Source organism: Rahnella bonaserana (assembly GCF_019049675.1).
Lineage (GTDB): Bacteria > Pseudomonadota > Gammaproteobacteria > Enterobacterales > Enterobacteriaceae > Rahnella > Rahnella bonaserana.
In genome coordinates this window covers 160,566-187,231 of sequence record NZ_JAFMOW010000057.1, presented here as the reverse complement: position 1 = coordinate 187,231, position 26,666 = coordinate 160,566, and the positions used below count along the sequence as shown (strand labels likewise).

The 26,666-nt window shown below is 54.3% G+C and carries 25 protein-coding genes and 1 tRNA gene; 6 read left to right on the top strand and 20 right to left on the bottom strand.

What is annotated here, in order from left to right; all coding sequences use genetic code 11:
• Positions 1 to 582 precede the first annotated feature (582 nt).
• The 16 genes from J1778_RS07835 to rutA form a co-directional block, all read right to left on the bottom strand.
• Positions 583 to 1,581 carry an ABC transporter permease gene (locus J1778_RS07835; protein ID WP_420804069.1) on the bottom strand — a complete coding sequence of 333 codons (999 nt, stop codon included), beginning with the start codon at positions 1,579 to 1,581 and terminating at the stop codon, positions 583 to 585.
• Between the two features lie 8 nt (positions 1,582 to 1,589).
• Positions 1,590 to 3,071 (bottom strand): sugar ABC transporter ATP-binding protein, encoded by a 1,482-nt coding sequence (locus J1778_RS07830; RefSeq protein WP_217172693.1) that lies wholly within the window; start codon positions 3,069 to 3,071, stop codon positions 1,590 to 1,592.
• A gap of 208 nt (positions 3,072 to 3,279) precedes the next feature.
• Complete coding sequence (locus J1778_RS07825; protein ID WP_217172681.1) at positions 3,280 to 4,125, bottom strand: VOC family protein; 846 nt, start codon at positions 4,123 to 4,125, stop codon at positions 3,280 to 3,282.
• On the bottom strand, positions 4,118 to 5,227 hold the full coding sequence (locus J1778_RS07820; RefSeq protein WP_217172680.1) for an alkylhydroperoxidase domain protein: 1,110 nt from the start codon (positions 5,225 to 5,227) through the stop codon (positions 4,118 to 4,120). Before J1778_RS07820 ends, J1778_RS07825 begins: the two co-directional genes overlap by 8 nt.
• Positions 5,224 to 6,285 (bottom strand): putative FMN-dependent luciferase-like monooxygenase, encoded by a 1,062-nt coding sequence (locus J1778_RS07815; protein ID WP_217172679.1) that lies wholly within the window; start codon positions 6,283 to 6,285, stop codon positions 5,224 to 5,226. The genes J1778_RS07820 and J1778_RS07815 overlap by 4 nt, the downstream gene beginning before the upstream one ends.
• A 41-nt stretch (positions 6,286 to 6,326) precedes the next feature.
• Positions 6,327 to 7,946 (bottom strand): dipeptide ABC transporter ATP-binding protein, encoded by a 1,620-nt coding sequence (locus J1778_RS07810; RefSeq protein WP_217172678.1) that lies wholly within the window; start codon positions 7,944 to 7,946, stop codon positions 6,327 to 6,329.
• Positions 7,943 to 8,806, bottom strand: a complete 864-nt coding sequence (locus J1778_RS07805) for an ABC transporter permease (protein ID WP_217172677.1) — start codon at positions 8,804 to 8,806, stop codon at positions 7,943 to 7,945. The genes J1778_RS07810 and J1778_RS07805 overlap by 4 nt, the downstream gene beginning before the upstream one ends.
• The gene (locus tag J1778_RS07800) at positions 8,803 to 9,762 is read right to left on the bottom strand and encodes an ABC transporter permease (protein ID WP_217172676.1); all 960 of its coding nucleotides are present in this window, start codon (positions 9,760 to 9,762) and stop codon (positions 8,803 to 8,805) included. Before J1778_RS07800 ends, J1778_RS07805 begins: the two co-directional genes overlap by 4 nt.
• A 17-nt stretch (positions 9,763 to 9,779) precedes the next feature.
• Positions 9,780 to 11,420: a TIGR04028 family ABC transporter substrate-binding protein gene (locus J1778_RS07795; protein ID WP_217172675.1), complete on the bottom strand. Its 1,641-nt coding sequence runs from the start codon at positions 11,418 to 11,420 to the stop codon at positions 9,780 to 9,782.
• A gap of 251 nt (positions 11,421 to 11,671) precedes the next feature.
• Positions 11,672 to 13,021, bottom strand: coding sequence for a pyrimidine utilization transport protein G (gene rutG / locus J1778_RS07790; protein WP_217172674.1), 1,350 nt, complete (start codon positions 13,019 to 13,021; stop codon positions 11,672 to 11,674).
• Positions 13,022 to 13,046: 25 nt separating this feature from the next.
• On the bottom strand, positions 13,047 to 13,601 hold the full coding sequence (gene rutF, locus J1778_RS07785) for an NADH-dependent FMN reductase RutF (RefSeq protein WP_238484607.1): 555 nt from the start codon (positions 13,599 to 13,601) through the stop codon (positions 13,047 to 13,049).
• Between the two features lie 31 nt (positions 13,602 to 13,632).
• Positions 13,633 to 14,223, bottom strand: a complete 591-nt coding sequence (locus J1778_RS07780) for a malonic semialdehyde reductase (protein ID WP_217172673.1) — start codon at positions 14,221 to 14,223, stop codon at positions 13,633 to 13,635.
• Positions 14,208 to 15,047: a pyrimidine utilization protein D gene (gene rutD, locus J1778_RS07775; protein WP_217172672.1), complete on the bottom strand. Its 840-nt coding sequence runs from the start codon at positions 15,045 to 15,047 to the stop codon at positions 14,208 to 14,210. Before rutD ends, J1778_RS07780 begins: the two co-directional genes overlap by 16 nt.
• Positions 15,048 to 15,089: 42 nt before the next feature.
• Positions 15,090 to 15,476 carry a pyrimidine utilization protein C gene (rutC, locus tag J1778_RS07770; protein ID WP_217172671.1) on the bottom strand — a complete coding sequence of 129 codons (387 nt, stop codon included), beginning with the start codon at positions 15,474 to 15,476 and terminating at the stop codon, positions 15,090 to 15,092.
• Between the two features lie 26 nt (positions 15,477 to 15,502).
• A complete protein-coding gene (gene rutB, locus J1778_RS07765; protein WP_181955514.1) occupies positions 15,503 to 16,255 on the bottom strand; it encodes a pyrimidine utilization protein B in 753 nt (250 codons plus the stop codon).
• Entirely contained in the window at positions 16,252 to 17,343 is a 1,092-nt protein-coding gene (gene rutA, locus J1778_RS07760; protein ID WP_217172670.1) for a pyrimidine utilization protein A, read from the bottom strand. Before rutA ends, rutB begins: the two co-directional genes overlap by 4 nt.
• Before the next feature lie 420 nt (positions 17,344 to 17,763).
• Here rutA and rutR point away from each other — a divergent pair, with 420 nt between their 5' ends.
• A complete protein-coding gene (rutR, locus tag J1778_RS07755; protein ID WP_238484622.1) occupies positions 17,764 to 18,444 on the top strand; it encodes an HTH-type transcriptional regulator RutR in 681 nt (226 codons plus the stop codon).
• Positions 18,445 to 18,454: 10 nt separating this feature from the next.
• Positions 18,455 to 19,444, top strand: a complete 990-nt coding sequence (locus J1778_RS07750; RefSeq protein ID WP_217172668.1) for a metal-dependent hydrolase — start codon at positions 18,455 to 18,457, stop codon at positions 19,442 to 19,444.
• A 187-nt stretch (positions 19,445 to 19,631) separates the two neighbouring features.
• Here J1778_RS07750 and J1778_RS07745 read toward each other — a convergent pair whose 3' ends face one another.
• Positions 19,632 to 20,117, bottom strand: a complete 486-nt coding sequence (locus J1778_RS07745; protein ID WP_217172667.1) for an Hcp family type VI secretion system effector — start codon at positions 20,115 to 20,117, stop codon at positions 19,632 to 19,634.
• Between the two features lie 349 nt (positions 20,118 to 20,466).
• On the opposite strand from J1778_RS07745, the gene J1778_RS07740 reads away from it, so the two are divergent.
• Together J1778_RS07740 and J1778_RS07735 are read left to right on the top strand one after the other, a co-directional pair.
• Complete coding sequence (locus J1778_RS07740) at positions 20,467 to 20,979, top strand: DUF2778 domain-containing protein (RefSeq protein ID WP_113878328.1); 513 nt, start codon at positions 20,467 to 20,469, stop codon at positions 20,977 to 20,979.
• Complete coding sequence (locus J1778_RS07735; protein WP_217172666.1) at positions 20,960 to 21,499, top strand: hypothetical protein; 540 nt, start codon at positions 20,960 to 20,962, stop codon at positions 21,497 to 21,499. The genes J1778_RS07740 and J1778_RS07735 overlap by 20 nt, the downstream gene beginning before the upstream one ends.
• Positions 21,500 to 21,666: 167 nt before the next feature.
• On the opposite strand, the gene cycA is transcribed toward J1778_RS07735, so the two are convergent.
• Entirely contained in the window at positions 21,667 to 23,067 is a 1,401-nt protein-coding gene (gene cycA / locus J1778_RS07730; RefSeq protein WP_217172665.1) for a D-serine/D-alanine/glycine transporter, read from the bottom strand.
• A 372-nt stretch (positions 23,068 to 23,439) separates the two neighbouring features.
• On the opposite strand from cycA, the gene J1778_RS07725 reads away from it, so the two are divergent.
• A tRNA-Lys gene (locus tag J1778_RS07725) sits at positions 23,440 to 23,515 on the top strand.
• Between the two features lie 276 nt (positions 23,516 to 23,791).
• On the opposite strand, the gene J1778_RS07720 is transcribed toward J1778_RS07725, so the two are convergent.
• On the bottom strand, positions 23,792 to 24,040 hold the full coding sequence (locus J1778_RS07720; protein ID WP_120506137.1) for a hypothetical protein: 249 nt from the start codon (positions 24,038 to 24,040) through the stop codon (positions 23,792 to 23,794).
• A 227-nt stretch (positions 24,041 to 24,267) separates the two neighbouring features.
• Here J1778_RS07720 and J1778_RS07715 point away from each other — a divergent pair, with 227 nt between their 5' ends.
• Entirely contained in the window at positions 24,268 to 24,687 is a 420-nt protein-coding gene (locus J1778_RS07715; RefSeq protein ID WP_217172664.1) for a hypothetical protein, read from the top strand.
• Between the two features lie 57 nt (positions 24,688 to 24,744).
• On the opposite strand, the gene J1778_RS07710 is transcribed toward J1778_RS07715, so the two are convergent.
• Positions 24,745 to 26,511: a sensor domain-containing phosphodiesterase gene (locus J1778_RS07710; protein WP_217172663.1), complete on the bottom strand. Its 1,767-nt coding sequence runs from the start codon at positions 26,509 to 26,511 to the stop codon at positions 24,745 to 24,747.
• Positions 26,512 to 26,666 lie beyond the last annotated feature (155 nt).

Sequence of the window (26,666 nt, the reverse complement as noted above, 5' to 3'; positions counted from 1 at the left end):
CTTTCACTGCACGCTTCGCTCGCTGACTATGTTTCATAAGCCGCAGTGATAGCCGCAAAATCCCGCCGCTGCGCGGTTCCCTCCCATCGGGTTACAACCCGCGCAAAAAGATGCGCGGTTTTCCACCTCTCGTCCGGCGGTATTTTGGAACCGGCCTCAGGCTCTTAATTCACAACCTGACTGATTTTGAAATCTAAAAACTGTCTGCCCTTGAATTTAAGATGCTGCGGGCGTTTCAGAAAGCTTGCTGAATGAGAGGTTGCAGACCTAAGGCTGCAATCCCGAAATGAAGGTACCGCGCAGCGGCAAGATTTCCAGCCTGTCGCGGTGGTTGCTGAAACATAGCCAGCGAGCGAAGCGCGCAGTAAAAGAGCCCGGGATTCTCAAGGGGTGCGGCGACAGGCGCCCCTTGAGGCCAGTTTGGGTGGCAACCCAAGGTTTTGTGGGTGTGGGCGGCGAGCCCACAACCTTGACCTTGAAGCCCGTGTGGGCGGCGAGCCCACGACCTTGACCTTGAAGCCAGTGTGGGTGGCAACCCACGGTGTTGACCTTAAAAAAGCCGAAATATAGCAGCGGCCTCCGCTATCTCTTCTGAATGTACGTCAGCGCCAGCGCCACTGCCAGCACCAGCCCTTTGATGATATCCATCGCGTAGTACGGCACCGACAGCATCACCAGCCCGTTTGACAGCACGCCCAGAATCACTGCGCCCAGCAAAGTTCCCAGTGCATTCGGTTTACCGGAACCCGCCAGCGAGAAACCGATATAGGCGGCGGCAACGGCGTCCATCAGGTAACCGCCACCGGCATTCACCTGTGAAGACCCGATACGTGACGCCAGCAAAATACCGCCTGCACCGGCCAGAACAGATGACATCACATACGCAATCACGCGGTAACGCGCGGTGCGGATCCCCGCCAGACGTGCCGCCAGCGGGTTACCGCCGATGGCGTACATGCGGCGGCCATGTTTGGTCAGCGACATAAACAGTTGCACCGCAATGGTCACGACGGCCATCACGATGACAATTACCGGCACCTGACCGAGCAGGCTGAACACGGCGGGCACCGTGCCTTCGGCCATGTCACCGCCTGGCAGAAGCATGTTTTCAGTGATCGAGCCGCCATAGCTGTACGTCATCGCCGCGCCCTGAATCACAAACAGGCTGGCGAGGGTGGCGAGCATGTCAGGGATCTTCAGGATGACGATCAGGAAGGCGTTGAACAGGCCAACCAGCGTACACAGCGCCAGCGTGATCAGTATCGCTTCGGTGGTGCCGAAACCGTGCCAGACAAACATCGAAATCACCAGCGCGTTGGCGAGTGACGCCGTTGAGCCGACGGACAAATCGAAGCCGCCGACCGCCAGGGAAATCGACACGCCGATAGCAATCACCGTTACGATGGCAATCGAACGCAAAATGTTGATGATATTCGACGGCTCAAGGAAGTTATCTGATGCCACACCAAAACCGGCGATCAGCAATACCACGGTCAGCAACATGCCCCATTTATACAAAAACTCGAACAGCTGATGACGCCACGGCTGACTCACTGCGGGCACGCTTTCTTTACTCACCACGGCTTTGTTCACGCGGGTGTTCCTCCGGTTGAATAGACTAATAAGGTTTCTTCGTCGACGTTAGCGGCGTCGAGTTCAGCCACAATGCGGCCATCCCACAACACCAGAATGCGGTCGCATAAACCGACCAGTTCGGCGAACTCACCGGAAGCATAAATAATGCCTTTTCCCTGTTGCGCCAGGCCGTCGATCAGCCTGAACACGTCCGTTTTGGCTTTGATGTCTACGCCTTTGGTCGGTTCGTCGAAGATCAACACCTGACTCTCACTGCGCAGCCATTTCCCGATAGCGACCTTTTGCTGGTTGCCGCCGGAAAGGCGGGCCAGCTTCTGCATCGGCCCGGAAGCACGAATGCCTAAGCGGCTGATAATGTCTTTTGCCCATGACAGTGACTGACGCGCGTTGAAAATACTCCAGCGCGAAAAGGTGTCATCAGCGGTCACACTCAGGTTCATCGGGATATTTTCATCAATGAAAATCCCTTCCTTGCGCCGTTCTTCCGGCACTAACGCCAGTCCCTGTTCCACCGAAAGATGCGGTTCTTTCGGCTTCCACGGTTTGCCATTCAGCTCACCGCTTTCCACCTGACTCGGCGTCGCGCCAAACAGTGCTTTGCACAGTTCAGTTTTTCCGGCACCCGCCAGCCCGGCAATGCCGAGAATTTCCCCGCGATGCAGGCGCAGCGAGATATCGCGCAGTTTGTCTTTATCGTGCATGCCTTGAATGCTTAGCAGCGTTTCACCGCTGTGCGGCGGACGGCGCGGCGGGTAAATATCGTCGAGCTGATGGCCGATCATTTTCTCAATAATGTGTTCGTTACTCAGGCCGTCCATGCTGTCATCGCTGACCAGACGCCCGTCGCGCAGCACCGTCATGCGGTCGCAGATATCGCGCAGTTCGTGGATACGGTGCGAGATAAATACAATCGCCATTCCGGCGGCTTTCAGCTTGCGCACCAGCGCAAACAGACGCGCGCTTTCCGCCTGATCGAGCGGCGCGGTCGGTTCGTCGAGGATCAGGAAACGGCATTTATGTGATAACGCGCGCGCCAGCAAAATCAGCTGTTTCTCCGCCAGCGTGCAGCTCTCGATCCGCGCCCGCAGGTTAATGTTCAGCCCGAGTTGTTCGGTCAGCAACTGCGCCTGACGGTAAAGCTGCGGCCAGTGATGCAGATGACCCGGCTCAGAAAGGCGGTCAAGCATGATGTTTTCGGCAACGTTCAGCGTCGGCACCAGCGCGACGTCAACTTCCTGCTGAACCAGATGAATACCCAGCCCGCGGGCATGATGCGGCAGGCGGATATTCACCGCTTCGCCGTCGATTGCGATCTGCCCGGTGTAATGTTCATGCGTGCCGGAAAGCACCGCCATCAGCGTCGATTTCCCCGCACCGTTCGCGCCGACTAACGCATGGACGGATCCCCCTTCCAGCGTGAAATCCACCTGGCGCAGGGCAGGAAAACCGGCAAATGAAATCGAGATATCGCGCATCTCAAGGAGGGAGGTGGTCACTGGGCGTTGGGCCTTATTAAATAGACGGATGGGTATTTAGACGTTTAGCCGTCCATTGGGTTTTTGATTGCAAATTTTTAACATATTGGGGGATTAAATCAAGAGATTAAAAAGGATAAGAGATAACAGGAAGATCTAAGGTCAAGGTTAAGACCGTGGGCCGACGCCCACGACCTTGAACTTGACCTTATTCCTCGCTGAATTTAAGCGCGACCCCTAGCCCGTCCGCTGCCCGGACAGACACGAGATCAACGTCATCCCTGAATGTAATTTCCCCGACCCGCAAACTATTCCGTACGGCCTCCAGCGATCGGGTGGCGAATTCCAGTCCGACCATCCGCGCGCTGCCATTTTCGCCTTCCGGGACGGTGCCAAATTCGGCGGTGGCCTGCTCCGGTGTCAGAAACCGGACGGTGGCGCGACCCGCGCGCAGGGTCACTTCCTGCGGTCTGATCTCCAGTGCACCGGCACCAAATAACTCGCCGTAGACTTGTGCGGCGTCCTGCGGATCCGCAGCGGAAATTACAAACTCCGTGATATCGGCAACGCCGTTCGGATGGCGCTGCCATTCATTGCGCCACACCAGTTCCGGCGTCAGATGATGGCAGAAGAAACTGCGGCCATTCGGTACGCGGCTGGCGGCCAGCGGCACGGTACGAAAACGCGCATTGGGCGAGGTGCCATCGTTGAGCGCCACAGGACGGAAGAATTCTGCCGGTGCTGAACCCGCAATATTTTGCTGTTGCAGATGTTCGTACACCGCCGATGAATTCTGCGTTTTCCACACCAGACCGGTCAGGCCAAGCGGCGCCTGCCACAGGTCTTTGCGGGTGTGGGCATTGCCCGGCTCATAGCCGAGCAGTTCGAGATAGTTTTCGCCAAAAATTGCCAGATGATTACTGGAACCCAGCGAATGATGACCGCGCGGCGTGAGATGGAATCCCAGACGGCGGAACTGCTGCTCGGCCTGATTCAGTTGTTCGGCGACGTTGATTACGACGTGATCGAGTTGCGGGCGGATAGCTTCAGTCATTAAACGGTTCTCCCAGCGTTAACATCAGACGGTTTGCCCAGGCGAAGAACGCCGCAGACTGCGCCAGATCGACAATCTCCAGTTCGTCTAAACCCTGTTCGCGCAGTGCCGCAATGTGGTGCTCAGTGGCGACCGGTGGCGTGGCGGAAAGCGCGGCAGCGAAATCAATTTCAGCCTGCCAGCGCGGAGAGTGTTCTTTGCTGAGAATGCCGCCCGGCGGGGTGTCGATCAGGCGCTGGACGTCTTGCGTCTGTTTGGAAAGCTGGCTGGCTTTACGCGCATGCACCGACGCGCAGTAAATACAGCCGTTGATTTTGCTGGCAACGGTCGCCGCGAGTTCACGCTCTTTACGCGGCAAACCGCCGGAAGTGTAGAAAATACCTTTGTCGGTCAGCGTGCGTTGTTCGAGTACCGGCAGATTGCGGCCTAACAGGCGGAAATAGTCGGAATCTGTATGACCGAACTTCGCCAGAATGGCCTGCTGTGCTTCATCAAACTCTTCCAGTTTTTTCGCCGGGATCCACGGCTCCCAGCCCAGTTCTTCCTGGGTAAATGCCTGTGGCGCATCGCGGCCGCTGTGCGTGTTCGGTTCGGTGCGCCAGAACGCGGCACCCACTGGTTTATTGCTGCCGTTCTCCACTGGCTTGCCGCCGATCAGCCGGTAGCTGCGCAGCACACGGCTCTGGAAACTGACGAAAGCAATCAGTTGCGACAGCGTGACAATCGCATCCACCGACCAGCCGGCTTTTTTCAGCGCCTGCAAATGGGCGGGTGTGGCGCTGGCTGGTTTGAAGCTCAGGCGTTCACCGTGCGTCAGCGCGGCGTCCAGACGGGCGGTTTCGTCGATGTCCGGTAAATCCTGCAAACGCTCGGAATAGTGATTAGTCAGCTGCGAATCGCCATGCCAGCGGGCGACGTTTTGCGCTAAACGCAGACGTTCAGCCAGTGAAAAATCCACACCATCTTGTTCGGTAAACAGCGCATCGTAGCTGCCCTGCGCGTGACGGGTCGCGGCGTCGCGGGTGTCACGTGCCTGTTTCAGCGCGGAGTCCGGGGCGATGTCAGCCAGTTTTTCCAGCAGGTCGGTCGAATAGGTAGTCATAGGGCTTCCCTTGAGAATGAGGAATCGGCAGAGGAGGTGGAAACACGGCGCTGCGGCGTGCGGCGAACCCAGCCGAGTGCGGGCGCAACGTGACGGGCAATCAGTTCGATGGAACGTAAAATGTAAGGATGCGGCGGGTCAATGGAATGCACCTGAAACGCCAGATCGGTGACGCGGGCCAGCGCAGTATCGGCCTGCAACGTCGCGGTGACCTGTGCCGCCGTGCCGAGATGCACGTCGAAGGCGCGGATGTAATCGTCCAGCGTATCGCCTTTCACAATCTGCCCGCTGGCGCGGTGGTTTTCAGCCTGACGGCGTAAGCCTTTTTGCGCAAGTTCACGGGCTTCATCGCCGTTCTCAGTGACGAACGCGGTACGCGAGCCCATGATGCGCGGCGTAACGCCTTCCGGCAGTGCATCCAGATAGGCATCAATAATCGGGTTTTGCAGTTCATCGAGACGTAAATCAGGCGCATCCTGCGGACGCGGCTGGGTGCGCGAAAGCATCAGGCCGTCACCGGATTTACCGGCACGCGCGCCGCCGTCCACCGAGAACGTCGCCTGCCAGACGCGGTTCGCCAGCTGCGGTGCCGCCGGATATAAGCGGTTATCGGTGCCCGCCAGCGGTTCGCCGCGCCAGGCGGTGAGCAGAGTTTGCAGATTGTTGCCAAAGGCCTTGCCGCGATCCTGACTTTCCAGCCCGAACGGCGGGAATGAGGTTGGCGTACCGCCCGATCCTAAGCCGATTTCAAGCCGTCCGCCGGAGAGTAAATCCAGCACGGCGGTGTCTTCGGCAACGCGCAATGCGTTTTCCATCGGCAGCGTGATCACGCCGGTGCCGAGACGGATAAAGCGGGTATGCGCCGCAACTTGTGCGAGGAAAACCAGCGGTGCAGGCAGGCCGCCCTCGGCTTCGTGAAAATGGTGCTGCGCGACCCACGCGGAATCAAAACCGAGCTGTTCGGCGTGAATGATTTGCTCGGTCGCCAGACGGTAACGTTCCTGCGCGCTGGTGTTGTCCAGCAGGCGGGTGAAAAATCCAAGACGTTTACTGCTCATAATGTCCCTCTATATTTTTGTACGGGAATTCGTGTGCGGGTTCAGGCGGCGCGATGCCGGCCGGGTATGGCGTCAATGAGCTGGCGGGTGTAATCGCTGGAAGGCAGGGCGAAAACGTCTTCCACGTTGCCGGAATCCACCTGCTGCCCGCGGTTTAACACCGAGACGCTGTGCGAGATTTGCCGGACGGTTGCCAGATCGTGCGAGATAAACAAATAGGTCAGGCCGAGTGAATCCTGTAACTGTGAAAGCAACGTCAGGATTTGCGCCTGAACGGTGACGTCGAGCGCCGAGGTCGCTTCATCAAGGATCAACACTTTCGGCTCTAAGATTAATGCGCGTGCAATCGCCACCCGCTGGCGCTGACCGCCGGACAGTTCACGCGGTTTGCGGCTGAGGAGTTCTTCCGGCAGCGCCACGCGGCGGGCGATATACAGCACCCGTTCACGGCGTACGGCAGCCGGGATTTTTTCGAAGTTCAGCAGCGGTTCTTCAATCACTTTGAACAGCGTTTGCGACGGATCCAGTGAGGCGAACGGGTTCTGATACACCAGCTGGATTTTCTTGCGCAGCTGACGCAGGGCTTCGCCTTTCAGGCGCGTGATATCTGCGCCGTCAATCAGCACCCGTCCGCTGTCCGGTTTCTGAAAACCGAGCAGAATGCGTGCCAGCGTGGTTTTGCCGGAGCCGGATTCGCCGACCAGCGAATGCGTAGTCCCGCGCGGAATACTAAATGACACATGGTCTACAGCGCGGAACGCCGCCTGGTTTTTGCCGCCCAGCGTGAAATCATGCGTGATGTTTTCGACCACCAGTACCGGATCTTCCGCCGCACGAAGTTGCGCCCGGTGACGACCGGAGAGGGCAGGGACATCGGCGAACAGCTGGCGGGTGTAATCACTTTTCGGCGCATCCAGCACCTCGCGTGTGATGCCCTGTTCCTGCACTTTGCCGTGACGGAACACCAGCAGCCGGTCGGCGCGTTCGGCGGCAATGGCCAAATCATGTGTTACCAGCAACACGGCGGTGCCGAACTCGCGACGCAGCTCGTCGATTAAATCCAGAATACGTTTTTGCACCGTGACATCCAGCGCGCTGGTCGGTTCATCGGCGATGATCAACGCCGGTTGCAGCGCAATCGCAATGGCGATTAAGACGCGCTGTTTCATGCCGCCGGAAAGTTCATGCGGATACTGTTTCGCCCGCTGTTCAGGATGCGACAGACCCACGCGGGAAAGCAGTTCCACCACACGGGCATCGCGCTGCTGGCGCGGCAGTCGCTGATGGATATCGAGAATTTCCGCGACCTGCGAACCGATGGTTTTGACCGGATCCAGCGAACTGGTCGGATCCTGCGGTATCAGGCTGATGCGTGCGCCGCGCAGGGCATCAAGACGGCGCTGCGACCACTGGCTGATGTCCGTGCCGTTCAGACGAATTTCGCCCTGTTCGATATGACCGTTCTCTGCCAGCAGGCCAATAATCGCCTGCGCGGTCGTGGTTTTCCCTGAGCCGGATTCGCCAACAAGCGCCAGCACTTCTCCGGCGTTAATCGAAAAAGATACGTTATGCACCACCGGTTTGCCGTCGTAGGCAATCGATACGTTTTCCAGTTCGAGAACCGGCGGCGCGTCATGCGTTAAAGTGGCCTGTGCGTTCATCGCGTTCTCCTGCGTAATGACTGGCTGATGCGGTTGGCGGAAAGCACCACTAACACCACGACCACGCCGGGGAAGGTGGTCAGCCACCAGGCGGTGGAAATGTAGTTACGGCCTTCGGCGATCAGTAAACCCCATTCTGGTGTCGGCGGTGGCGTGCCATAACCGAGAAAACTCAGGGTGGAAATCGCCAGTATCGCGCTGCCGAACTGCAGTGCAGAAAACGCGATCACCGAAGTCAGAGAATTGGGCAAAATGTGACGCCACAAAATCGACAGGAAGGAACCGCCGCTGCCATAGGCCGCTTCGACGTAATCGCTGTGACGCACCAGCACCACTTCGGCGCGTGCAAGACGGGCGAAGTTGGCTACCGACGTCACACCGACGGCAATCGCCGCATGAACCGTGCCGAAGCCGAGCAAAATAATCACGCTCAGCGACAGCAACAGGCCGGGAATTGACAGCAATACGTCGTTGATGCGCATGACAATGGCATCCACCAGACCGCCGCTGGCACCGGCCGCCAGTCCGAGCGCGGTGCCGAACACCAGCCCGAGCGCCACGGCGACCAGCGCGCCGGAAAGCGAATGCGATGCGCCGTAGACAATACGCGCGTAAACATCGCGGCCAAGCTGATCCGTGCCCAGCCAGTGTCCGGCCTGCGGCGCGAGACGCTGCGCACCGGCAATCCCTTCGGTGCCGCTGTAATCCGTAAATAACCCAGGCGCAATCGCCCACAAAATGACGGTCGCCATCACCAGCCAGGCAAGGATTAGTCCCGGTTGCAGGCGGGCCGGTTTCCAGCGGCGACGCTGTGTGAGCGGTAATGAAAGCGTGCTTTTGCCAAGCGGTAAGCTGCTCATGCGGTGGCTCCCCGTGAGTTTTTAGACGCTGAAGCTTTAAGGCGCGGATCGAGAAGCGGATACAGCAAATCGACCAGTAAATTGATGCCGACAAAGGCCGCGGCGGAAATCACCACAATCGCCTGCAATACCGCGACATCCTGATTATTGACTGCCTGCTGGGTCAGCTGTCCCAGGCCGTTAAGACCGAAGACGGTTTCGGTGATCAATGCCCCCGCAATCAGTTCGCCGAACAGCAAACCGGCAATGGTCAGCGCCGGGAGCAGGGCGTTACGCGCCACATGACGCCACAATACGCCGCTGCGGCTGGCGCCTTTGGCACGGGCGACGGCGACGAACGGTTGGGTTTGCACCTGATCAATGCTGCGGATGAGGATCTGCGCCAGCGGCGCTGAAATCGGCACCGCCAGCGTGACAATCGGCAAAATCAACCCGACCCATTCCCCCGGATTGATCACCGGGATCCAGCGCAGATGGAACGAAAAGAACTGAATCAGCGCGATACCCAGCCAGAAGGTGGGAATGGAGATAAACAGCGACGGCACCGCCTGTAAGGTATTTTTCAGCCAGCCGAAATGCAGCAGGCTGGAGAGAAATGCCAGCGCAAAGGCCACCACGGCGGCCAGTGCGAAACCGGACAGCGCCAGACGCAGCGTCGGCGGGAAGTTGCTGCTGAGTAATTCAGTCACCGGTACGCCAGCCTGAATCGAATAGCCCAGATCGCCGCGCAGGAAATTACCCAGCGTATGCAGATATTGCTGCCAGACCGGCACATCCGCGCCGTACGCAGCACGCATATCGGCGATTTGCGCCGGGCTCAATCCCATGTCCGGGTTCTGGAATTTAATCAGAATCGCATCGCCGGGCAGCACCTGCAACAAGATGAAGGAGACGGTAAACGCCGCCCACAGCACCAGCAAAGCCTGCCCGAATCGACCGCTCACGTATCGGCTCATGATTTACTCCCCGTCAGTTAATGCTTTTCCAGCCATGCGCCGTAGAAGCTCGGACGTCCGACCGCTTCAAAGCTCACGCCTTTGAAATACGGCGCACCGGCAAACACCTGTGGTTCTTCGAAAATCGGAATGACATACGCCTGATCGAGCAGGTAGTTCTGCACGTCGCCGGTCAGTGCCAGACGTTTTTTCGGATCGACTTCGGCAGAAATAGCGGTCAGCAGATCGTTAAGTTTGTCGTCGCGGAAGTTTTTCACCTTGCTGCTCAGGCCGCCTTTTTGCAGCAGCGCATCGCGGTTGGTCGGGTAGAAGGAGCTTTTAATTACGTCCGGATCGGCACGTCCGACTTCCACCACGTTGGCCGGGGTTTTCTCTGGATCGAGGTTATCCGCCACGCGGCTGCCCGCATCGCCCGCCAGAATGTTCAGCTTCGCGCCGACCTGGCTCCACTGCTGAGAAACCAGCTGCAACACTTCTTTGTTCTGCGGTTGTGGCAGGGATTCATAAATGGTCAGCGACAGCGTTTTGCCCTCTTTCTGACGAATGCCGTTCGGGCCTGGTTTCCAGCCCGCTTCATCCAGCAGCTTTTTGGAAAGCGTCGGGTCGTAAGTCAGTTTGTTGCTCAGATCGACATAACCGGCCGCGGTTTTAGCGATCACTGAGGTGGCCTGCGGATAGTTTGGCGAGAACAGCGTATCGACAACCTGTTTGCTGTTGGTGGCGTGCAGCAGCGCCTGACGCACTTTCAGATCTGACACCAGCGCGTTGTCCGGACGGAACGAAATGCTGTCGTTGACACCTTTGGTCGGCGCGGCATAAATCGGGAAGTTCTGGTCTTTGGCTTGTTTCTCGTCATACGCCTGAACCTGACGGATGAAATCCGCCTGACCCGCCAGCAGTGCGCCGATACGCACGCTGTCTTCGCCGGTAACGATCACTTTGATGCCGTCAAGATTCGCGCGACCCTGCTGTTTGAGGTTTTTCGGCCCCCAGTTGTAATCCTTACGTGCGCTCAGATCGACTTCGCGCCCCAGTGTTTCTTTGCTGACCACAAACGGACCGGAACCGATGATGTGCGTCGCGTCGCCCAGCGCATCAAAGTTACGCGCCAGCGTGCTCAGCGACACCAGACCAGAGCCAATGGTCGCCGTGCCCTGCAGGAAGCCGGGTGACGATTTTTTGAAATAGAACTTCACGGTCAGCGGATCAATCACTTCGCTGTGGTCGTAATTGTTGATGACTTCGGAAACCGGCAGGTGATGCTCTTTGTTGCCCAGACCGTAAGTATCAAAGTTTTTGGCGACCGCGCTGGCATCCAGCGGCGTGCCGTCGGAGAAGGTCACGCCCGGACGCAGCTTAAAGGTGTACTCGGTTTTATCGGCATTGAATGACCAGGATTCGGCAATCCATGGCTCAATTTCCAGCGTCTTCGGGTTCTGATAGGTCAGTTTGTCGGTGATCTGATTCAGTATGCCGCCGTTCGGATAAAAGCCGCCTGCCGGCGGATACAGGTTGGTGTGCGCCTGCTGTTCGAGATAAATCAGGGTGCCGCCCTGAACCGGTGTGCTGTCAGCGGCGATGGCGGAAAATGTGCTGGTGAGAAGTGCTCCTAAAGCCAGTGCGCGGGTCACCGCGTTAATCCGGCGAATGTTCTTCATCGTTAAACCCTTTTTCTTATTTGCTGTGGTGACAGGTGAATGACTTATGCGTTCTTAGAACGAAAGTGCTGAGCCCATAACAAACCAATTTAAGGGGGAGGTGAACGAAGGAATTTTGCAATCGTTAGCTGGAAACGGCATTAGGGAAAATGGGAGGCAGAAAGAAAAAAACCAGCGGCTAATCCGGACGGGTGGACCGGATAACCGCTGGCGATCATCAAAAATGATGAGCTAAGGAGAAACTGAGGTCGTCAGTGATCTTTTAATGCAGCTTCTGTGCCAGTTTTTATTTCAGGCTGTGTTTTTACCTGTTTGCTGCGGCTCAGGAAGGCATTCAGTAAAATCGCGCCAAAGGTCGCCGTGCCGATACCGCCCATGCTGAAGCCACCCAGACTCAGGGTAAAGTTGCCTGCGCCCAGTACCAGCGTGACCGCCACCATGATCAGATTGCCGTTAAGTCCCAGATCCACCTGATTTTGTACCCAGATGCGCGCACCGGCCACGGCAATTAACCCGAACACCACAATTGACGCGCCACCGAGTACCGGCCCCGGAATGGTGTGGATCAGTGCACCAAATTTGGGCGAGAAGCCCAACGCGATGGCAACGATGGCTGCGGCGACAAAAATCAGCGTGGAGTAAATTTTGGTCACTGCCATCACGCCGATATTTTCTGCGTATGTGGTAACGCCCGTACCGCCCGCCGAGGCGGAAAGTAAGGTCGCCAGACCGTCGCCGACAAACGCGCGGCCCATATACGGGTCGAGGTTTTTACCGGTCATGCCTGCCACCGCTTTAATGTGACCGAGGTTTTCTGCCACCAAAATCACTGCCACCGGTGCAATCATCAGCATGGCGTGAGTGCTGAATACTGGTGTGGTGATGGTCGGTACGCCAAACCATGGCGCCTGAGCCACGGCGCTGAAGTCCACCGGGGTACCGAGTCCGAGTCCGTTGGTGATCACCATGTAAATCAGGTACGCCGCCACCAGACCGAGCAGCAGCAACAGACGCTGCACCAGACCACGGGTGAACACCGCCACCGAGCCGATACACAGCACGGTCATCACCGCCATCCAGCTGTCAAACGATGAAGCCGAGACACTGTTAATAGCAATCGGTGCCAGGTTCAGACCAATCGCCATCACCACCGCACCGGTCACCACCGGCGGCATCAGGCGTTCAATCCAGCGCGTGCCGACTGCCATCACCACAAAACCAATCAGCGTATAAATTACGCCGCAGGCAATAATCCCGCCCAGCGCCACGCCGATATTCGGGTTCGCGCCGTGGCCACTGTAGCCGGTCACCGCAATCACCAGCCCGACAAACGCAGCGCTGGAACCGAGATAACTGGGTACACGCCCGCCGACCACCAGGAAGAACAGCAGGGTGCCGATGCCCGACATCAAAATCGCCATGTTGGCGTCAAATCCCATCAGCAGGGGCATTAAGACGGTGGCACCAAACATTGCCACCGTATGTTGCAGACCCATGATCAGCGTCGATCCTAACGGTAGTCGTTCATCCGGCGCGATCACCGCGCCATCCAGATTGCCTTCTCTTTTACGCCATTGTGGAAACCAGGAGGTATTTGCCATGCTGTAATTCCCTAATCAGGTTGAGTTAACAGGCTGTCTGACGCATCAGCGGGTGATAGCGCCGGTCGAAATACACCAGTCCGTGGCTGTCGTCGTTGCGTCGCAATGCAACGGCTTCACAAATCAGGATGTCATGGGTGCCGACGCTGGTGATTTGCGTGACGTTGCAGTCAAACGACACCAGCGCATTGGTAAGGACCGGCGAACCGGTGGCGAGACGCGCCCATTCAGCGGCTTCAAAACGTTGTTGCATCGGCGTTTTTCCGCCGAATAAATTGGACAGCGACTCGTGGCAATCGGCCAGCGTGTTCACGCACAGCACCTGATTTTGCGTAAAAGCTGAATGCACAGATGCTGAGCGGTTCAGGCATACCAGCAAGGTCGGCGGAGAATCGGTGACGCTGCACACCGCAGAGGCGGTGAAGCCTGCACGCCCGCCCGGGCCGTCGGTAGTGATGATATTGACCGCGGAACCGAGCCGCGCCATCGCATCGCGATAATTTTGTTTCTCAACGGCAGCTTGCTTTTCAACGACTGGCTTATCGGAAACAGTCAGTGTGGCGTTCAGGGTTGATTGCATGGTCATGTCCTCAGAATTTAATCAGTGATGCTTACAGCACGCGGCAGGCGCGGTCGAAATCAAGGCGCGGCGCGCGCGGATACACTTTGCTGCTGTCGCCGTAACCGATGTTGATCAGGAAATTGGATTTCCAGCCTTCCTGCGCCAGAAACGTATCATCGACCTTCGCGTTGTCGAAACCGGACATTGGCCCGGTATCCAGTCCGAGTGCCCGGCAGGCCATGATGAGATACGCGGCCTGCAAACTGCTGTTGCGAAACGCCGTATCCTGCGCCAGTTGCGGGCTTGAGGTGAACCACGAACGGGCATCGCCTGAAGGATACAGTTCGGGCAGCAGTTCGTAGAATTGCGGATCCCAGGCAATGATAGCCGTCACCGGTGCCGTCATGGTTTTCTTCAGGTTGCCGCCGGAGAGTGCCGGAGCCAGTTTTTCTCTGGCTTCCTGACTCTCAATAAACACGATGCGCACCGGGCTGCAGTTAGCCGAGGTCGGCCCCATGCGCGCCAGTTCGTAAATTGTTCTCAGCTGTTCGCTGGTCACCGGTTTATCCAGCCAGCCGTTATGGGTGCGGGCTTCGGTGAATAAGGTTGCCAGCGCACTGGCAGTTAATGCTTCGGCCATGATGTCTCCGTGGGCAGATGACCGGACGGTGTCGCGGGCGCGTGCGATGAATGCCGCATCAGCCAGTCCAGTAAAATCGGGTTAAAGGTTTGCGGATCGGTCACGCTCATGGCATGGCCGCCGTACTGCATCTGTGTGTGCTCCCCGTTAGGCAAACGGGAAGCGAGATCCACCGAACGCGGCCATGGCACCAGCAAATCGTCTTTACAGCTGAAAGCCAGCGTCGGCGCAATCACTTGTCCGAGCGACGCCGTCAGGTCTGAATCCATCAGTGCCTGCAAGCGGTGCAGCAGGTTTTCCATTCCCTGAAAATGCGCCACCTGATGCTGGCGCTCTTGCTGCAATAACACCTCATTTTCAGAAAGCCAGTCACCCGGATACAGAAACAGCGGCTGCGCCTGCACATAAGCATCGACCCCGCTGTTAAGCAGTAAATTCTGCCGCACTTCAAAGCAGCGGCGCGTCTGGCTGTCGAGCTTTGTCCAGCCGTTAATCACCACCAGACTTTGCAACAGCGCCGGATAACGCAGGGCAAGATGCAGGCCGATAATGCCGCCGAGTGCGTGACCGACCAGATGACAGCGGCTGATATCCAGTTCGTTGAGCATGCCTGCCAGCTCATCGGCCATATCTTCCATCCGGTAACCGGCGGGCACCGTGCCCTGACTGACGCCGGTGCCGTGCTGGTCATAGACCACTACACGAAAATGCTCTGCGAGCATCGCCAGCTGGGGCTGCCAGAAGCCGCCGGAACCGCCGAGGCCGGAGGAAAGCACGACGGTTTCTGCATCAGCATTTTTCTTACCCAATACCTTGTAATACATGCTGTTTCCTCAGGGAGTTCAGGGCAGGGTTTCAACCATAATTTACTTGCCGATATGGGCAACTGACGCGATTTCGATCAGCGCATCCGGTTTAACCAGCCCGCACTGAATGCAGAAACGTGCCGGTTTTTCTCCCGGAAAATATTCGGCATAAACCTGATTCACCGCGCCGTAATTTGCCCAGTCGGTGATAAAAATTGAGTTCATGGTGACGTCATCCATGGTGCCGCCTGCGGTTTCGATCACGCGTTTGATGGTTTCCAGCACATGACGGGTTTGCGCGGCGGCATCGCCGACATGCACCACGTTATTGTCTTTATCAAACGGCAGGGTGCCGGAAACATACACCACGCCATCGGCGAGAGTGCCCGGAACAAAAGGTGCCAGCGGAACGCCGCTGCCAGCCGGAATAATGGCGCTTTTAGGCATCGTTAATCGTCCTTTTCAGAAAGCGGTCAGGCCGCGTTTTGTTCAGTTTTGTAGCCTACTGCGTCGCAGAAATTGCGCACGCTGGAGACCCAGCCAAAGAAGGTTTCGATGTTATAAATCGCGGCTTTTTGCGCGAATTCCGGTCCGGCCTGATGGGTGGCGTCTTCCAGCACTACGCCGAAATATTCCAGGAAGAAACCGTCGCGCAGGGTGGATTCGACGCAGACGTTGGTGGCGATGCCGGTGAACACCAGATGATGAATACCGTAACTGCGCAGCAGGCTGTCGAGCTGGGTATTGAAGAAGCCGCTGTAGCGCGGTTTAGGCAACACAATATCGCCGGGCTGCGGCTGAAGTTCATCAACCAGGTCATAATCCCAGTCGCCTTTCGCCAGCAGTTTGCCCATCAGTTCGGGGCGCTTGCGCATGGTTTTCAGCGCGTTAGATTTATGGAAGTTCGGCGAACCGGCACCCCCGGCTTCGACGTACTGATTGTCCCAGCCATTCTGGAAGAAAATCACTTTGATGCCTGCAGCACGTGCAGCGGCAATCGCTACTTTGATATTGGCAATCACCGGTGCGGTAGCGGAAACATCAAAACCGGCCAGATCCAGATAACCGCCCTGTGAGGCATAGGCATTTTGCATATCCACCACAATCAGCGCCGTTTGTTGCGGCGTGAAAGCAATGGCTTCAGGACGTGCTGTGAGGATCGTTTCCTCGCCGGTATTTTGGGGTTCACGGCGGACCACAGTTTGATTCTCAACAACGTTCATCATGCGACCTCTTTCTGCTCAGTGCCGATGTGCTGGCGGGTTTTCATTAATGGCTGGATGTAGCGGCCGAAGTTTTCAATGCCTTCCACAAAATCGTCAAAGGTCAGCAGCACGCCGCCTGCGCCAGGCACGGTGTCGATTTCATCGAGCATTCTGGCGACGCTGGCGTAAGAACCCACCAGCGTGCCCATGTTGATATTGACCGCGGACGTTGGATCAGCCATCTGGCGGACATTGGTATCGGATCCGGATTTGGTGTCTTTGCTGCTTTGATCGGTGAGCCACGCCAGTGCATCGGCATCAGCACCAGATTTATATAACTCCCATTTGGCGCGGGCGGCGGCATCGGTTTCGTCGGCAATCACCATAAACAGCACGTAGGAGGAAACATCCCGGTTTTCAGCTTCAGCCGCCGTTTTCATGCGTGCAGCCGTTGGCGCAAAAGCAGTCGGGGTGTTAACGCCTTTGCCGAAGCAGAAGTTGAAGTCAGCGTGTTTAGCGGAGAACGCCATGCCTGCATCGCTTTGCCCGGCGCAGATCACTTTCATTTCGCTCTGCGGGCGCGGGCTGACGCGGCAGTCGTCCATTTTGAAAAATTCGCCGTCGAGCGTGCAGTGGCCGGTGCCCCACAGGTCGCGCAGCACACTGACGTATTCGGTCAGGTAGTCATAGCGGCGGGTGAAATAGTCGTCGCCCGGCCACATGCCCATTTGTTCGTATTCCGGTTTCTGCCAGCCGGTGACGACATTTACACCGAAACGTCCGCTGGAGATTGAGTCGATAGTGGCGGCCATGCGCGCAACGATCGCCGGAGGCATCACCAGCGTGGCGGCGGTGGCGTAAAGCTGGATGCGGGAGGTCACGGCGGCAAGGCCAGCCATCAGCGTGAACGACTCCATGTTGTGTTCCCAGAATTCGGTTTTGCCACCGAAGCCACGCAGTTTGATCATCGACAGTGCGAAATCGAAATGGTAGTGCTCCGCTTTCTGCACAATGGTTTTGTTCAGTTCGAAGGTCGGTTTGTACTGTGGCGCAGTTTCTGAAATTAACCAGCCGTTGTTGCCGATAGGAATAAAGACACCGATTTTCATAGCTCACCTCGATTGAAAATATTAAGTACCAAAACAAGGGCTTGCGAAAATCTCTGCGCGGCTTGAGTGCGTCCTGCGGGTTCCGAATTGCACCGTGCTGAAATCTCCTGACGGGAAGGCTGTTGCAAAGCGGATGCCAGTTTTTAAATCATGATGATTATCAGCAGGTTAAAAATGAGTCTGGCTTACTTGTGGAGCAAACGGTCTGTTTCAGACCATCTGGTCAAAAATAACTGCACGTTTATCAGGCAGGATTGAACATAAATGGTGCAAAATTGTTAAATTTATAATCCTTAGTGGTTACGCGTTGATGCTGTGAGTGTTACTTCCATCATCCGGATGTATAGCGATAGTCGCCTGTGGCGCCTTTTGCTATGATTTCAGCCTTGCTGTTTGTCTCAGGGAGACGTTGTGAAGCCATTGGTCGAACCTCCGCAGCCTGCCGCCGGAGAGAAAAAGTCCCGTCAGACGGAGGCGAAAAAACCGACGCGTCGTTCGCGGGCGGTCGCTGCCAAGCGCGGCAATATCATGGCGGCGGCGCTGGACTTCTTTTCGTTGTACGGCATGCATGGCACCAGTCTGGATCAGGTTGCCGAGCGCGCCGACGTGTCCAAAACCAATCTGCTGTATTATTTCCCGTCCAAAGAAGATTTGTATATTGCGGTGCTGAAAGGGCTGCTGGATATCTGGCTGGCACCGCTGAAAGCATTGCAGTCTGATCAGCATCCTCTGGAAGCGATACGTGAATATATCCGTCTGAAACTGTGCGTATCCCGTGACCATCCGCAGGCGTCGCGACTGTTTTGTCTGGAGATGGTGCAGGGCGCGCCCCTGCTGAAACAGGAACTGGGCGGCAGCCTGAAAACGCTGGTGGAAGATAAATCGGATGTCATTCGCGGCTGGATCAAAGATGAGCTGATCGCACCTGTAGATCCGATGCAGCTGATTTTTATGCTGTGGGCAACCACCCAGCATTACGCGGACTTTAGCGTGCAGGTCGAGGCAATCACCGGTAAAACGCTCAGCGATCCTGAGTTTTTTGAACAGACGGTGAATAACGTGCAGCACATTATTACCGAAGGCATTCAGCTTCGGGCTTAAAGAGGTCAGGATGGATTCGGTTTCTCAGTTTGTATTGGGCGCGGCGGTCGGCATCGCGGTAATGGGCAAACGCGCACCGGTGTGGAAATCCGCGCTGGCCGGTGCAGTCTGCGGTACGTTGCCCGATCTGGATGTGTTTTATGATCACGGTGACGCCATCAGTAATATGACGATGCACCGCACCGAAAGCCATGCACTGTTTTATCTGACGTTGATTTCACCGCTGCTGGCCTGGCTGATGGCAAAACTGCTCAGCGGCGGGCAGCATTTCAGGCAGTGGTGGGGAGCGGTCTGGCTGGCACTGATCACTCATCCGCTGTTGGATCTGATGACGGTGTATGGCACGCAACTCGGATTGCCCTTTACCGATCGTCCGTTTGCGGTTGGCAGCATTTTCATCGTCGATCCGCTTTATACCTTACCGCTGATTATCGGCGTCGGGCTGGCGCTGTACCGCGAGCAGCAGCGCGGGATCATGTGGAATAACGTGCTGCTGGGCGTGAGTTGTTTATATCTGGCCTGTACCGCCTTCGAGCAACATCAGGTGACGCGGCACGTGGGCGAGGAATTGCAACGCCAGAACATCGAAAGCACCCAGGTACTGGTCACCCCGACGCCGCTTAATACGCTGGTGTGGCGCGTGGTCGTGATGAACAAGGACAGCTACGGCGAAGGCTTCACCTCGCTGCTGCATCCGGATTCACCTATCCGTTTCCGCTTTTATCCGCGTGGCGAAGCGTTATACGAGGCGCATAAAGATAATGCGTTTCTGGCGCGCGTCGCCTGGTTCAGCCACGGTTTCTTCAGCGTAAAAGAGCAGGGCGGCCACATTCTGGTCAGCGATTTACGTATGGGACAGGAACCGGATTACACCTTTGTGTTTGATCTCGGCGAGATGAAAGCCGGCTCGCCACCTGAACTGCCGGTGAAAGTGGCATCGGCCCGCCCGTCGGCCAGAAAAATGCTGGATCAGTTCTGGCAGGCGCTGGAAGTGGAGTAATGCGCAATAAAGTGAAAGGAGCCGGGTGGCGGATGCCAGTCACTTAAGGAAATGAGGCCCGTGAATTCGGGCCTTCAATGAAGCAAACAGCACTACAAGTCTGATTTCTTCGTTCCTATGGAGTACAGAAATGAATTTTTATTCATAAATGGCTTAAACGGTTGGCATCAGGCATGAACCCCATTCTTCATGAACGGTCATTCCATTCATCGGTGTACTTTACATTCCCATCTACGTAATGCCATGTAATTTTGCTATACATCATCGACACTGATTCCATGTGATTAATCTGTGAATTTCCGGCAATTTTAGCGTTTGGCATGCCTGGATTCACGCCGGTGATTTTGACGCCCTCAATTGTCATAATAAAATAAACCTCCTCTTGGCCTGCATCATTGATTCGATACCAGCGTATCTCAGCAGACTTCAAGGTCTGTCCCTTAGCTACAGCCTTATACAGATATGGACTCGATGAATCGAACTCCTTTTCGAACATCATCGGTGAATGAGACCGGGTCCCTGTAATACTTCCGCTACGGGTATCAACAGGAATATTCAATCCGTGGTTGAATCCGAGGATCTCAATGCTACCCTCTCGGCCATTCACGTCTACAGAACCTTTAATCGCGGCACCACCATCATCATAAAGCCACATATAAGCTGGAATAGGCATTTTCATAAATCCATTTTAATGAATGAGGCGCTACCTTATACCTGTATATTTTTGCCGGCAATTAATCGGGTTGTGAAAGCAGAATTTTAAGAAGTTTATTATTGAAAGCAGGGCGTTATTAGCGGCTATCAATAGGGGACAAGTTAAATATTTAATGAGTAGTTACACATTCTTTACCAGAGATGCGCTGTATACGCCGCAGAGTGTATTCAGTGAACAGTTAAATTAATTAAGTAAGTTGCTCAATCGGCAGAATACGTCTTGCGAAATGTCTAGCCACGAAACTCCTACTATTTATCATTTTAGGGATGTAATATTGCCAGCTAAGTGAAATTTTTGGATGAAAATAATGGCTTTGCAAGGGAAGTTTGTGATCAATAATGCGGATTATTCTCCTTTGACTTTTCCAGGCGTGGGTACATTCCTGGCGTTTTCTGGCGAGGGCGCCTATCGAAATCGTGGGGGTTGCGGAAGAGTTGCTGGCAGCGGCCCTCTTCCCGCAGGAAATTATTACATTGTTGAAAGGCCAAAGGGTAGTATCAAAAATAGAATAAGAGCCTGGGGCGTGGATACTTATAAAAGCACATTCTATTATCACGTTGACCACAGTGAATGGTTTGCTTTATATCGAGACGATATGTTAACAGATGATGGGACTATGATTGAAGGCGTGGGACGAGGCGGTTTCAGGTTGCACCCTGGGCAAATATCTGAAGGATGTATCACACTGGCTCATCAGTGTGATTTCGCAATGCTGAGAGACGCTTTATTGCGGACAACCATGGTAGAAGTCCCCTGTATGAAGCACTTAATGGCATATGGAACAATTGAGGTGATCGCCAATGGCAGCATATGTCCTTAAAGGACTACGGGTTTTGGGGTTCCTGACTCTATTCGCTATCAGTTCGAAACTATACTTTTTTATCTATGGTGATACAGCCATATTAAATGGAAATACAGCATTTCAGGTCGCTGGCTTATTCAATAATAATCCTACGCCAGAAGATGCTTATGCAATCTCTGACTATGCAGTTCTGGTTGTCAATATTATCGTGGCAATTGTTGCGTATTCTGTTGGAATAAATTTAATTCCAATCAAAAATTTATTAGGTAAGGGTTTTTCTCAGCACATTGCGAACATAGCGAAAGGGATAGCACTCAGGATTTTGAAGGTGGTTTCAGTGATTGGCCTTTTCGCGCTGTTCGTTTGTTGCATCGATTATGACCGATTTGTCTCGCCTGACGCGGAATATGGTCCTGCATTGGTATTTGCAATTACAACCTTTCTTACACTGATGGGTTATGGTTTGTTCGTTTATATGTTGCGTAGGTTAATGAGAAAAAAGAGGCCTGAGTCTCAAGCCGGTCACTTAAGGAAATAAGGCCCGTAAATTCGGGCCTTCGATGAAGCAAACAGCACTACAAGCCTGATTCTTTCATTCCTTAGAAGCACGTAAATGAATTTTTATTCATAAAAGTGCTAAGTGGCGGGCATTAGCCAGTTGGCACTTTTTTCAATCCCTTCTTGCATCAATCAATCATTCAGCGATTACGCCCGGCGTTTTCTCATTCGTAACCAGTACCCAATCCCCAGAACGACAAACCACAACGGCGTGACGATCAGCGCCTGACGGGTGTCATCCTGTAAGGTCAGCAGCACCAGAACGAAGGCAAAGAATGCCATAGAGACCCAGCACATCAGTTTACCGAGCGGCATTTTGTAGATGGATGCTTCGTGCAGTTGCGGACGTTTACGGCGATAGACCAGATAAGAGCAAAGAATGATGGTCCAGACGAACATAAACAGAATCGCCGAAACGGTGGTGACCAGTGTGAAGACCGTCAGGACGTTCGGGATCAGGTAAATCAGCACCACACCACCGAGCAGGCAGATGCAGGAGAAGGTCAGGCCGTTTGAAGGCACTGCGCGGGAAGAGAGTTTACCGAACGCTTTCGGTGCATTGCCTTCCTGTGCCAGACCAAACAGCATGCGGCTGGTGGAGAACACGCCGCTGTTGGCGGAAGACGCCGCCGAAGTCAGCACCACAAAGTTAATAATGCTCGCCGCAGCCGGAAGACCGGCCAGCACGAACAGTTCAACGAACGGGCTTTTATCAGCCACCACATGGCTCCACGGCGTGACGGACATAATCATGATCAGCGAGAAAACGTAGAACATGATGATGCGCAGCGGAATGGCATTAATCGCGCGCGGCAGGGACTTCTGCGGATCTTTGGTTTCGGCTGCGGTGGTGCCAACCAGCTCAATACCGACAAACGCGAACACCGCAATCTGGAAACCGGCAAAGAAGCCGCTGACGCCTTTCGGGAAGAATCCTCCGTCATTCCACAGATTGCTGAAGGACGCTACCGTGCCGGCAGGTGTCTGGAAGTGGGTCAGGACCATCACCAGTCCGGCGATAATCAGCCCGACGATGGCGACGATTTTGATCATCGCGAACCAGAACTCCATTTCACCGAACATTTTCACAGTGGCGAGATTCAGGCTGAGCAGCACCAGAACGCAGAGCAGCGAGGCCACCCATTGTGAAAGTCCGGGGAACCAGAACTGAGCGTAGGCGGTAATCGCCACGACGTCTGCGATGCCGGTCACTACCCAGCAGAACCAGTAGGTCCAGCCGGTGAAGTAGCCGGCCCACGGGCCCAGAAGGTCGGCGGCAAAATCGCTGAAAGATTTATATTCGAGGTTGGACAACAAAAGTTCGCCCATCGCACGCATGACGAAAAACAGCATAAACCCGATGATCATGTAGACGAAGATGATGGACGGACCGGCGAGGCTGATGGTTTTGCCCGAGCCCATAAACAGGCCGGTACCGATGGCGCCACCGATGGCGATAAGCTGGATATGGCGGTTGGAGAGATTACGCCGCAGACCTTCAGCGCTCTCTTCCTCCGGCCGGGCGAGGATTTTTGACTCTTCTTGCATGTTGTATAGATTCCTGTTTTTTTGCTTTCTGCGTATGAACTCCGCCATATCGCATTCATTTACGTCAATTATTTGACCTCTAAGGCTCTTATATCAGCTCTGCTGGAACGACAGCTGGAGTGAGTGGCTGTTATAATAATGTTAATTTCGAATATGTTATAACCGAAATAAGAAATGCCAGAGCCGGTAAATGTATCGTAATTTTTACATAGTGGATAACTGAGTGTTAATTAATCAGGTGTGAGCCGAAGGGAAAAAATAATACCTTTTTTTGTTGTGATGAGCTCCACAAATATTCACAGAAAAGACAGTAAAAAAAGTGAGGGTAAGCGTTTGACATCATCAGGATAGAGGAGAATAATTCGTCCCGTTGGGTCGTTAGCTCAGTCGGTAGAGCAGTTGACTCTTAATCAATTGGTCGGCGGTTCGAACCCGCCACGACCCACCAACACTCTGTAATTCAATGCGTTACCCGCTGCTGTGTTAATTCCCCTTTCATTATTACCTAATAAATTCTCCGGCAGACAATACACGCCAGCCATAAAATAACGCGCTTTGAGCTCAGAAAGCTTATTGTTCTCAGAAGAAAACGGTGAAGTTTTGTTTTTAAATTAACCGACTAGTGGGTTATTTGCTGAAGCCTTAACGGCGGTATAGACGTAATGATTTATAGAGGAGTCAGGCCTCTGAATGAGGCCAGGATATGTTAGTGCGAGATGATGCATTAATACATAATTGTCGTATTGGGCGTCTTACCATTCTTCAGCTGTTTTTGCACCCGCATGCACAAACTGAAAATCAGCAAATGAACATGGGTGATAAAAGTACGTTCTTCAGCAAACTGACTGCTGCGTAAAACGACCGTTTCGGAACGGTTCTGTTTGGCAACCAGCAGCTCAATCCCTTTTTCACGAAATTCGTCTTCGTATGCCTTAACTATCCCTGCGGGAGCGATGAGTGTGTAACTGTACATAATCATTCCTGACACTGAGTTGAACATCTGATCGGATAAATCTGATTAAGAATATCAAATACGACCTGATGACTATTAGCAATTCGGGTGATGGTTTTTTATACGGATGTCACAAATCAGGGCGACTTTTCAGAGGTGCGAACACTTCACCCGTTGCTGGCACCGGTTTTTAGTTGCCCGTGGCGCGCACGCTGCTATCATTCGTTCATAAACTCAGGGAGATAACGATGAAAAAAACACTGGTGGCCTTGGCTGCTTTACTTTTAGCCGGGTGTGCGAGTAATCCTTATGAACCGACGCTTCAGGTTAAATCAACCTACGCTAATGCCAGCGCGGTTGCGCCAGAAGGGCAGACACATATCCGTTTGCACCGGTTAGAACAATCTTCAATCGTGCCGTTTGAGAAGACCTGCCCGCTGCTGGTTATTCTGGACGGAAAGACAATCGCGACCCTGCATTTCAATCAATATGTGGATTTGAATGTGCCAAATGGTATGCGCAAGATTGAAGTGCGCATTGCCTGTGCGCTGACGAAAACCACCGGCTCGATCACGGTCGATGCAAACGGTAAAAATATCAGTCTGGAAACTGACCGTAGTTTCTTTGGAACCTACAATATCCGGCCTGAAGGCAGCAGCAATAAGTAATGAAATGAAAAAACCCGCGAAAGCGGGTTTTTTATTGTCAGCCTCACATCAGCATTTTCAGATGTAAGGCTTGGACCACTCAAGAATTTGATCGTGTTGCAGCGGGCGTGAGAAATAGAAACCCTGTACCGAATCGCACTGAAGCTCTTCCAGACACAACAAGGTGTCGTTGTCTTCGACTCCTTCCGCTACCACCTGATAACTGAGCGCATGCGCCATTTCAATCATCGATTTCACAATGACTTTGCTTTTGCTGTCATTGCTGATGCCCTGAATCAATGACTGATCCAGTTTCAGCGTATCAGCAGGGATCTTTTGCAGGTAATTCAGATTACTGTAACCGGAACCGAAATCATCCAGCGCGATGCTGATCCCCAGACTGCGTAGGGCATCCAGCGATGCTACTGCGTGAGGATTGTTCGCCAGCGTCTGAGTTTCCAGACATTCGATTTCCAGCATGGAGGGCGATACCTGGTGCAGAATGAGTGCGGTGTGAATGCGCTGCACCAGATCCTGTTCTACCAGATTATTGGCGGTCAGGTTAATCGATACCTGAATTTGTGCGCCGCGTTTTTGCCATTCGGCAATTTGCATCACGGCCTGGGTGATCACCCAGTTGGTCAGCGGCGTAATCAGCGGTGTTTTTTCAGCCAGAGGAATAAATTCGGCAGGCGAAATCACGCCGAGAGTCGGATGCTGCCAGCGGATCAGCGCTTCAACCCCCTGGAATTTTTTATCGGCCAGACGAATTTTCGGCTGATACAACAAATGGAAGTCTTTGCAGGAGGCAACGGTCGCCATCAAATCATTCAGCAGGCTAAATGCGCGCCGCTGGATAACATCCGATTCCTGATGATAGGGCATCACCAGCTGGTTGTTGCTGATAGCTTCATGCAATGAGGACATCCCCTGACGCATGATATTTTCAGCGCAGTCAGAGGTTGGCGAAAACACGGTATACCCGGCGTGCAGGCGGACATTTATCGGAATGTCGCTGGTAATACTTTTCTGAATTCTTGTCGCCGCATTTTCCAGCTGAGTGAAAATTTCTTCCTGCTCATCCAGGCGCTTGATGAGTGCAAAACGACCCAGCATCAGGCTGTAAACTTTGTCGTTTTCGTTGAGTTCACTGCGCAGGAATGAGCCGATGTCTTTGAGGATATTTTCGACTTTGGGGATGCCAATGGCGCGGCCAATGTCATAGGCGTAGAGCGTATCCAGGGTGTCGATCAGAATCAGCAGATAAGCGGTATCGTCCGGCGCTTTGATCAGCTGCGCGATGTCTTCCATCAGACGCTGGCGGTTAGGCAAACGCGTAACGATATCGACAAAACTCATGCTGCTGCGGGATTCGATAATATCGATGACAATCGCCGCCAGATCCGCGAGCATTTCTGTTTCCTGAACGGAAAAGTCGCGCGGATTTTTATCTGCCAGACATAAGCTGCCAATGGCAAAACCCTCACGGGTAATCAGCGGGGCACCCGCGTAAAAGCGCATCCCTTCTTCTGCTGTGACCAGCGGATTGTCGTTAAAACGGGGATCAAGGGTCGCATCATTGACGACCATCACTGAAGAAGAACGGATGGTGTAATCGCAAAAGGCGATATCCCGCGCGGTATGACACAGTGCAGTATTGGTTTTAGATTTAAACCACTGACGATGCTGGTCAACCAGAGTAATGATGCAAATTGGAATATCAAAAATCTGCTGAGTAAGACGGGTAATCAGATCAAGGACTTCATCCGGATTGCTGTCCGCAATCTTCAGTTTATGCAGCGCCGCAAGCCGTTTCTTTTCGTTTGGATTCAGAACCCTTTTCATTCTGTACGACCTCTGATCGCCGAGCTGGACGCGTTTAGTTATGCACTATAGCGTGACTTTGATTCATTTATCATTTTCTTTTGTCCGTTTTGCGAGGGTGGCTGTCAGTTAGTCAGGCGCAGGAAGTTATCGTTTGCGTACTATGAATCTACCGG

What these genes read in the sequence shown, in the direction of transcription:
- J1778_RS07830 (WP_217172693.1), bottom strand. Translation starts at nt 3,071, where the DNA reads ATGCGCGATATCTCGATTTCATTTGCCGGTTTTCCTGCCCTGCGCCAG.
- J1778_RS07825 (WP_217172681.1), bottom strand. Translation starts at nt 4,125, where the DNA reads ATGACTGAAGCTATCCGCCCGCAACTCGATCACGTCGTAATCAACGTC.
- J1778_RS07820 (WP_217172680.1), bottom strand. Translation starts at nt 5,227, where the DNA reads ATGACTACCTATTCGACCGACCTGCTGGAAAAACTGGCTGACATCGCC.
- J1778_RS07815 (WP_217172679.1), bottom strand. Translation starts at nt 6,285, where the DNA reads ATGAGCAGTAAACGTCTTGGATTTTTCACCCGCCTGCTGGACAACACC.
- J1778_RS07810 (WP_217172678.1), bottom strand. Translation starts at nt 7,946, where the DNA reads ATGAACGCACAGGCCACTTTAACGCATGACGCGCCGCCGGTTCTCGAA.
- J1778_RS07805 (WP_217172677.1), bottom strand. Translation starts at nt 8,806, where the DNA reads ATGAGCAGCTTACCGCTTGGCAAAAGCACGCTTTCATTACCGCTCACA.
- J1778_RS07800 (WP_217172676.1), bottom strand. Translation starts at nt 9,762, where the DNA reads ATGAGCCGATACGTGAGCGGTCGATTCGGGCAGGCTTTGCTGGTGCTG.
- J1778_RS07795 (WP_217172675.1), bottom strand. Translation starts at nt 11,420, where the DNA reads ATGAAGAACATTCGCCGGATTAACGCGGTGACCCGCGCACTGGCTTTA.
- rutG (WP_217172674.1), bottom strand. Translation starts at nt 13,021, where the DNA reads ATGGCAAATACCTCCTGGTTTCCACAATGGCGTAAAAGAGAAGGCAAT.
- rutF (WP_238484607.1), bottom strand. Translation starts at nt 13,601, where the DNA reads ATGCAATCAACCCTGAACGCCACACTGACTGTTTCCGATAAGCCAGTC.
- J1778_RS07780 (WP_217172673.1), bottom strand. Translation starts at nt 14,223, where the DNA reads ATGGCCGAAGCATTAACTGCCAGTGCGCTGGCAACCTTATTCACCGAA.
- rutD (WP_217172672.1), bottom strand. Translation starts at nt 15,047, where the DNA reads ATGTATTACAAGGTATTGGGTAAGAAAAATGCTGATGCAGAAACCGTC.
- rutC (WP_217172671.1), bottom strand. Translation starts at nt 15,476, where the DNA reads ATGCCTAAAAGCGCCATTATTCCGGCTGGCAGCGGCGTTCCGCTGGCA.
- rutB (WP_181955514.1), bottom strand. Translation starts at nt 16,255, where the DNA reads ATGATGAACGTTGTTGAGAATCAAACTGTGGTCCGCCGTGAACCCCAA.
- rutA (WP_217172670.1), bottom strand. Translation starts at nt 17,343, where the DNA reads ATGAAAATCGGTGTCTTTATTCCTATCGGCAACAACGGCTGGTTAATT.
- J1778_RS07750 (WP_217172668.1), top strand. Translation starts at nt 18,455, where the DNA reads ATGGATTCGGTTTCTCAGTTTGTATTGGGCGCGGCGGTCGGCATCGCG.
- J1778_RS07745 (WP_217172667.1), bottom strand. Translation starts at nt 20,117, where the DNA reads ATGCCTATTCCAGCTTATATGTGGCTTTATGATGATGGTGGTGCCGCG.
- J1778_RS07740 (WP_113878328.1), top strand. Translation starts at nt 20,467, where the DNA reads ATGGCTTTGCAAGGGAAGTTTGTGATCAATAATGCGGATTATTCTCCT.
- J1778_RS07735 (WP_217172666.1), top strand. Translation starts at nt 20,960, where the DNA reads ATGGCAGCATATGTCCTTAAAGGACTACGGGTTTTGGGGTTCCTGACT.
- cycA (WP_217172665.1), bottom strand. Translation starts at nt 23,067, where the DNA reads ATGCAAGAAGAGTCAAAAATCCTCGCCCGGCCGGAGGAAGAGAGCGCT.
- J1778_RS07720 (WP_120506137.1), bottom strand. Translation starts at nt 24,040, where the DNA reads ATGTACAGTTACACACTCATCGCTCCCGCAGGGATAGTTAAGGCATAC.
- J1778_RS07715 (WP_217172664.1), top strand. Translation starts at nt 24,268, where the DNA reads ATGAAAAAAACACTGGTGGCCTTGGCTGCTTTACTTTTAGCCGGGTGT.
- J1778_RS07710 (WP_217172663.1), bottom strand. Translation starts at nt 26,511, where the DNA reads ATGAAAAGGGTTCTGAATCCAAACGAAAAGAAACGGCTTGCGGCGCTG.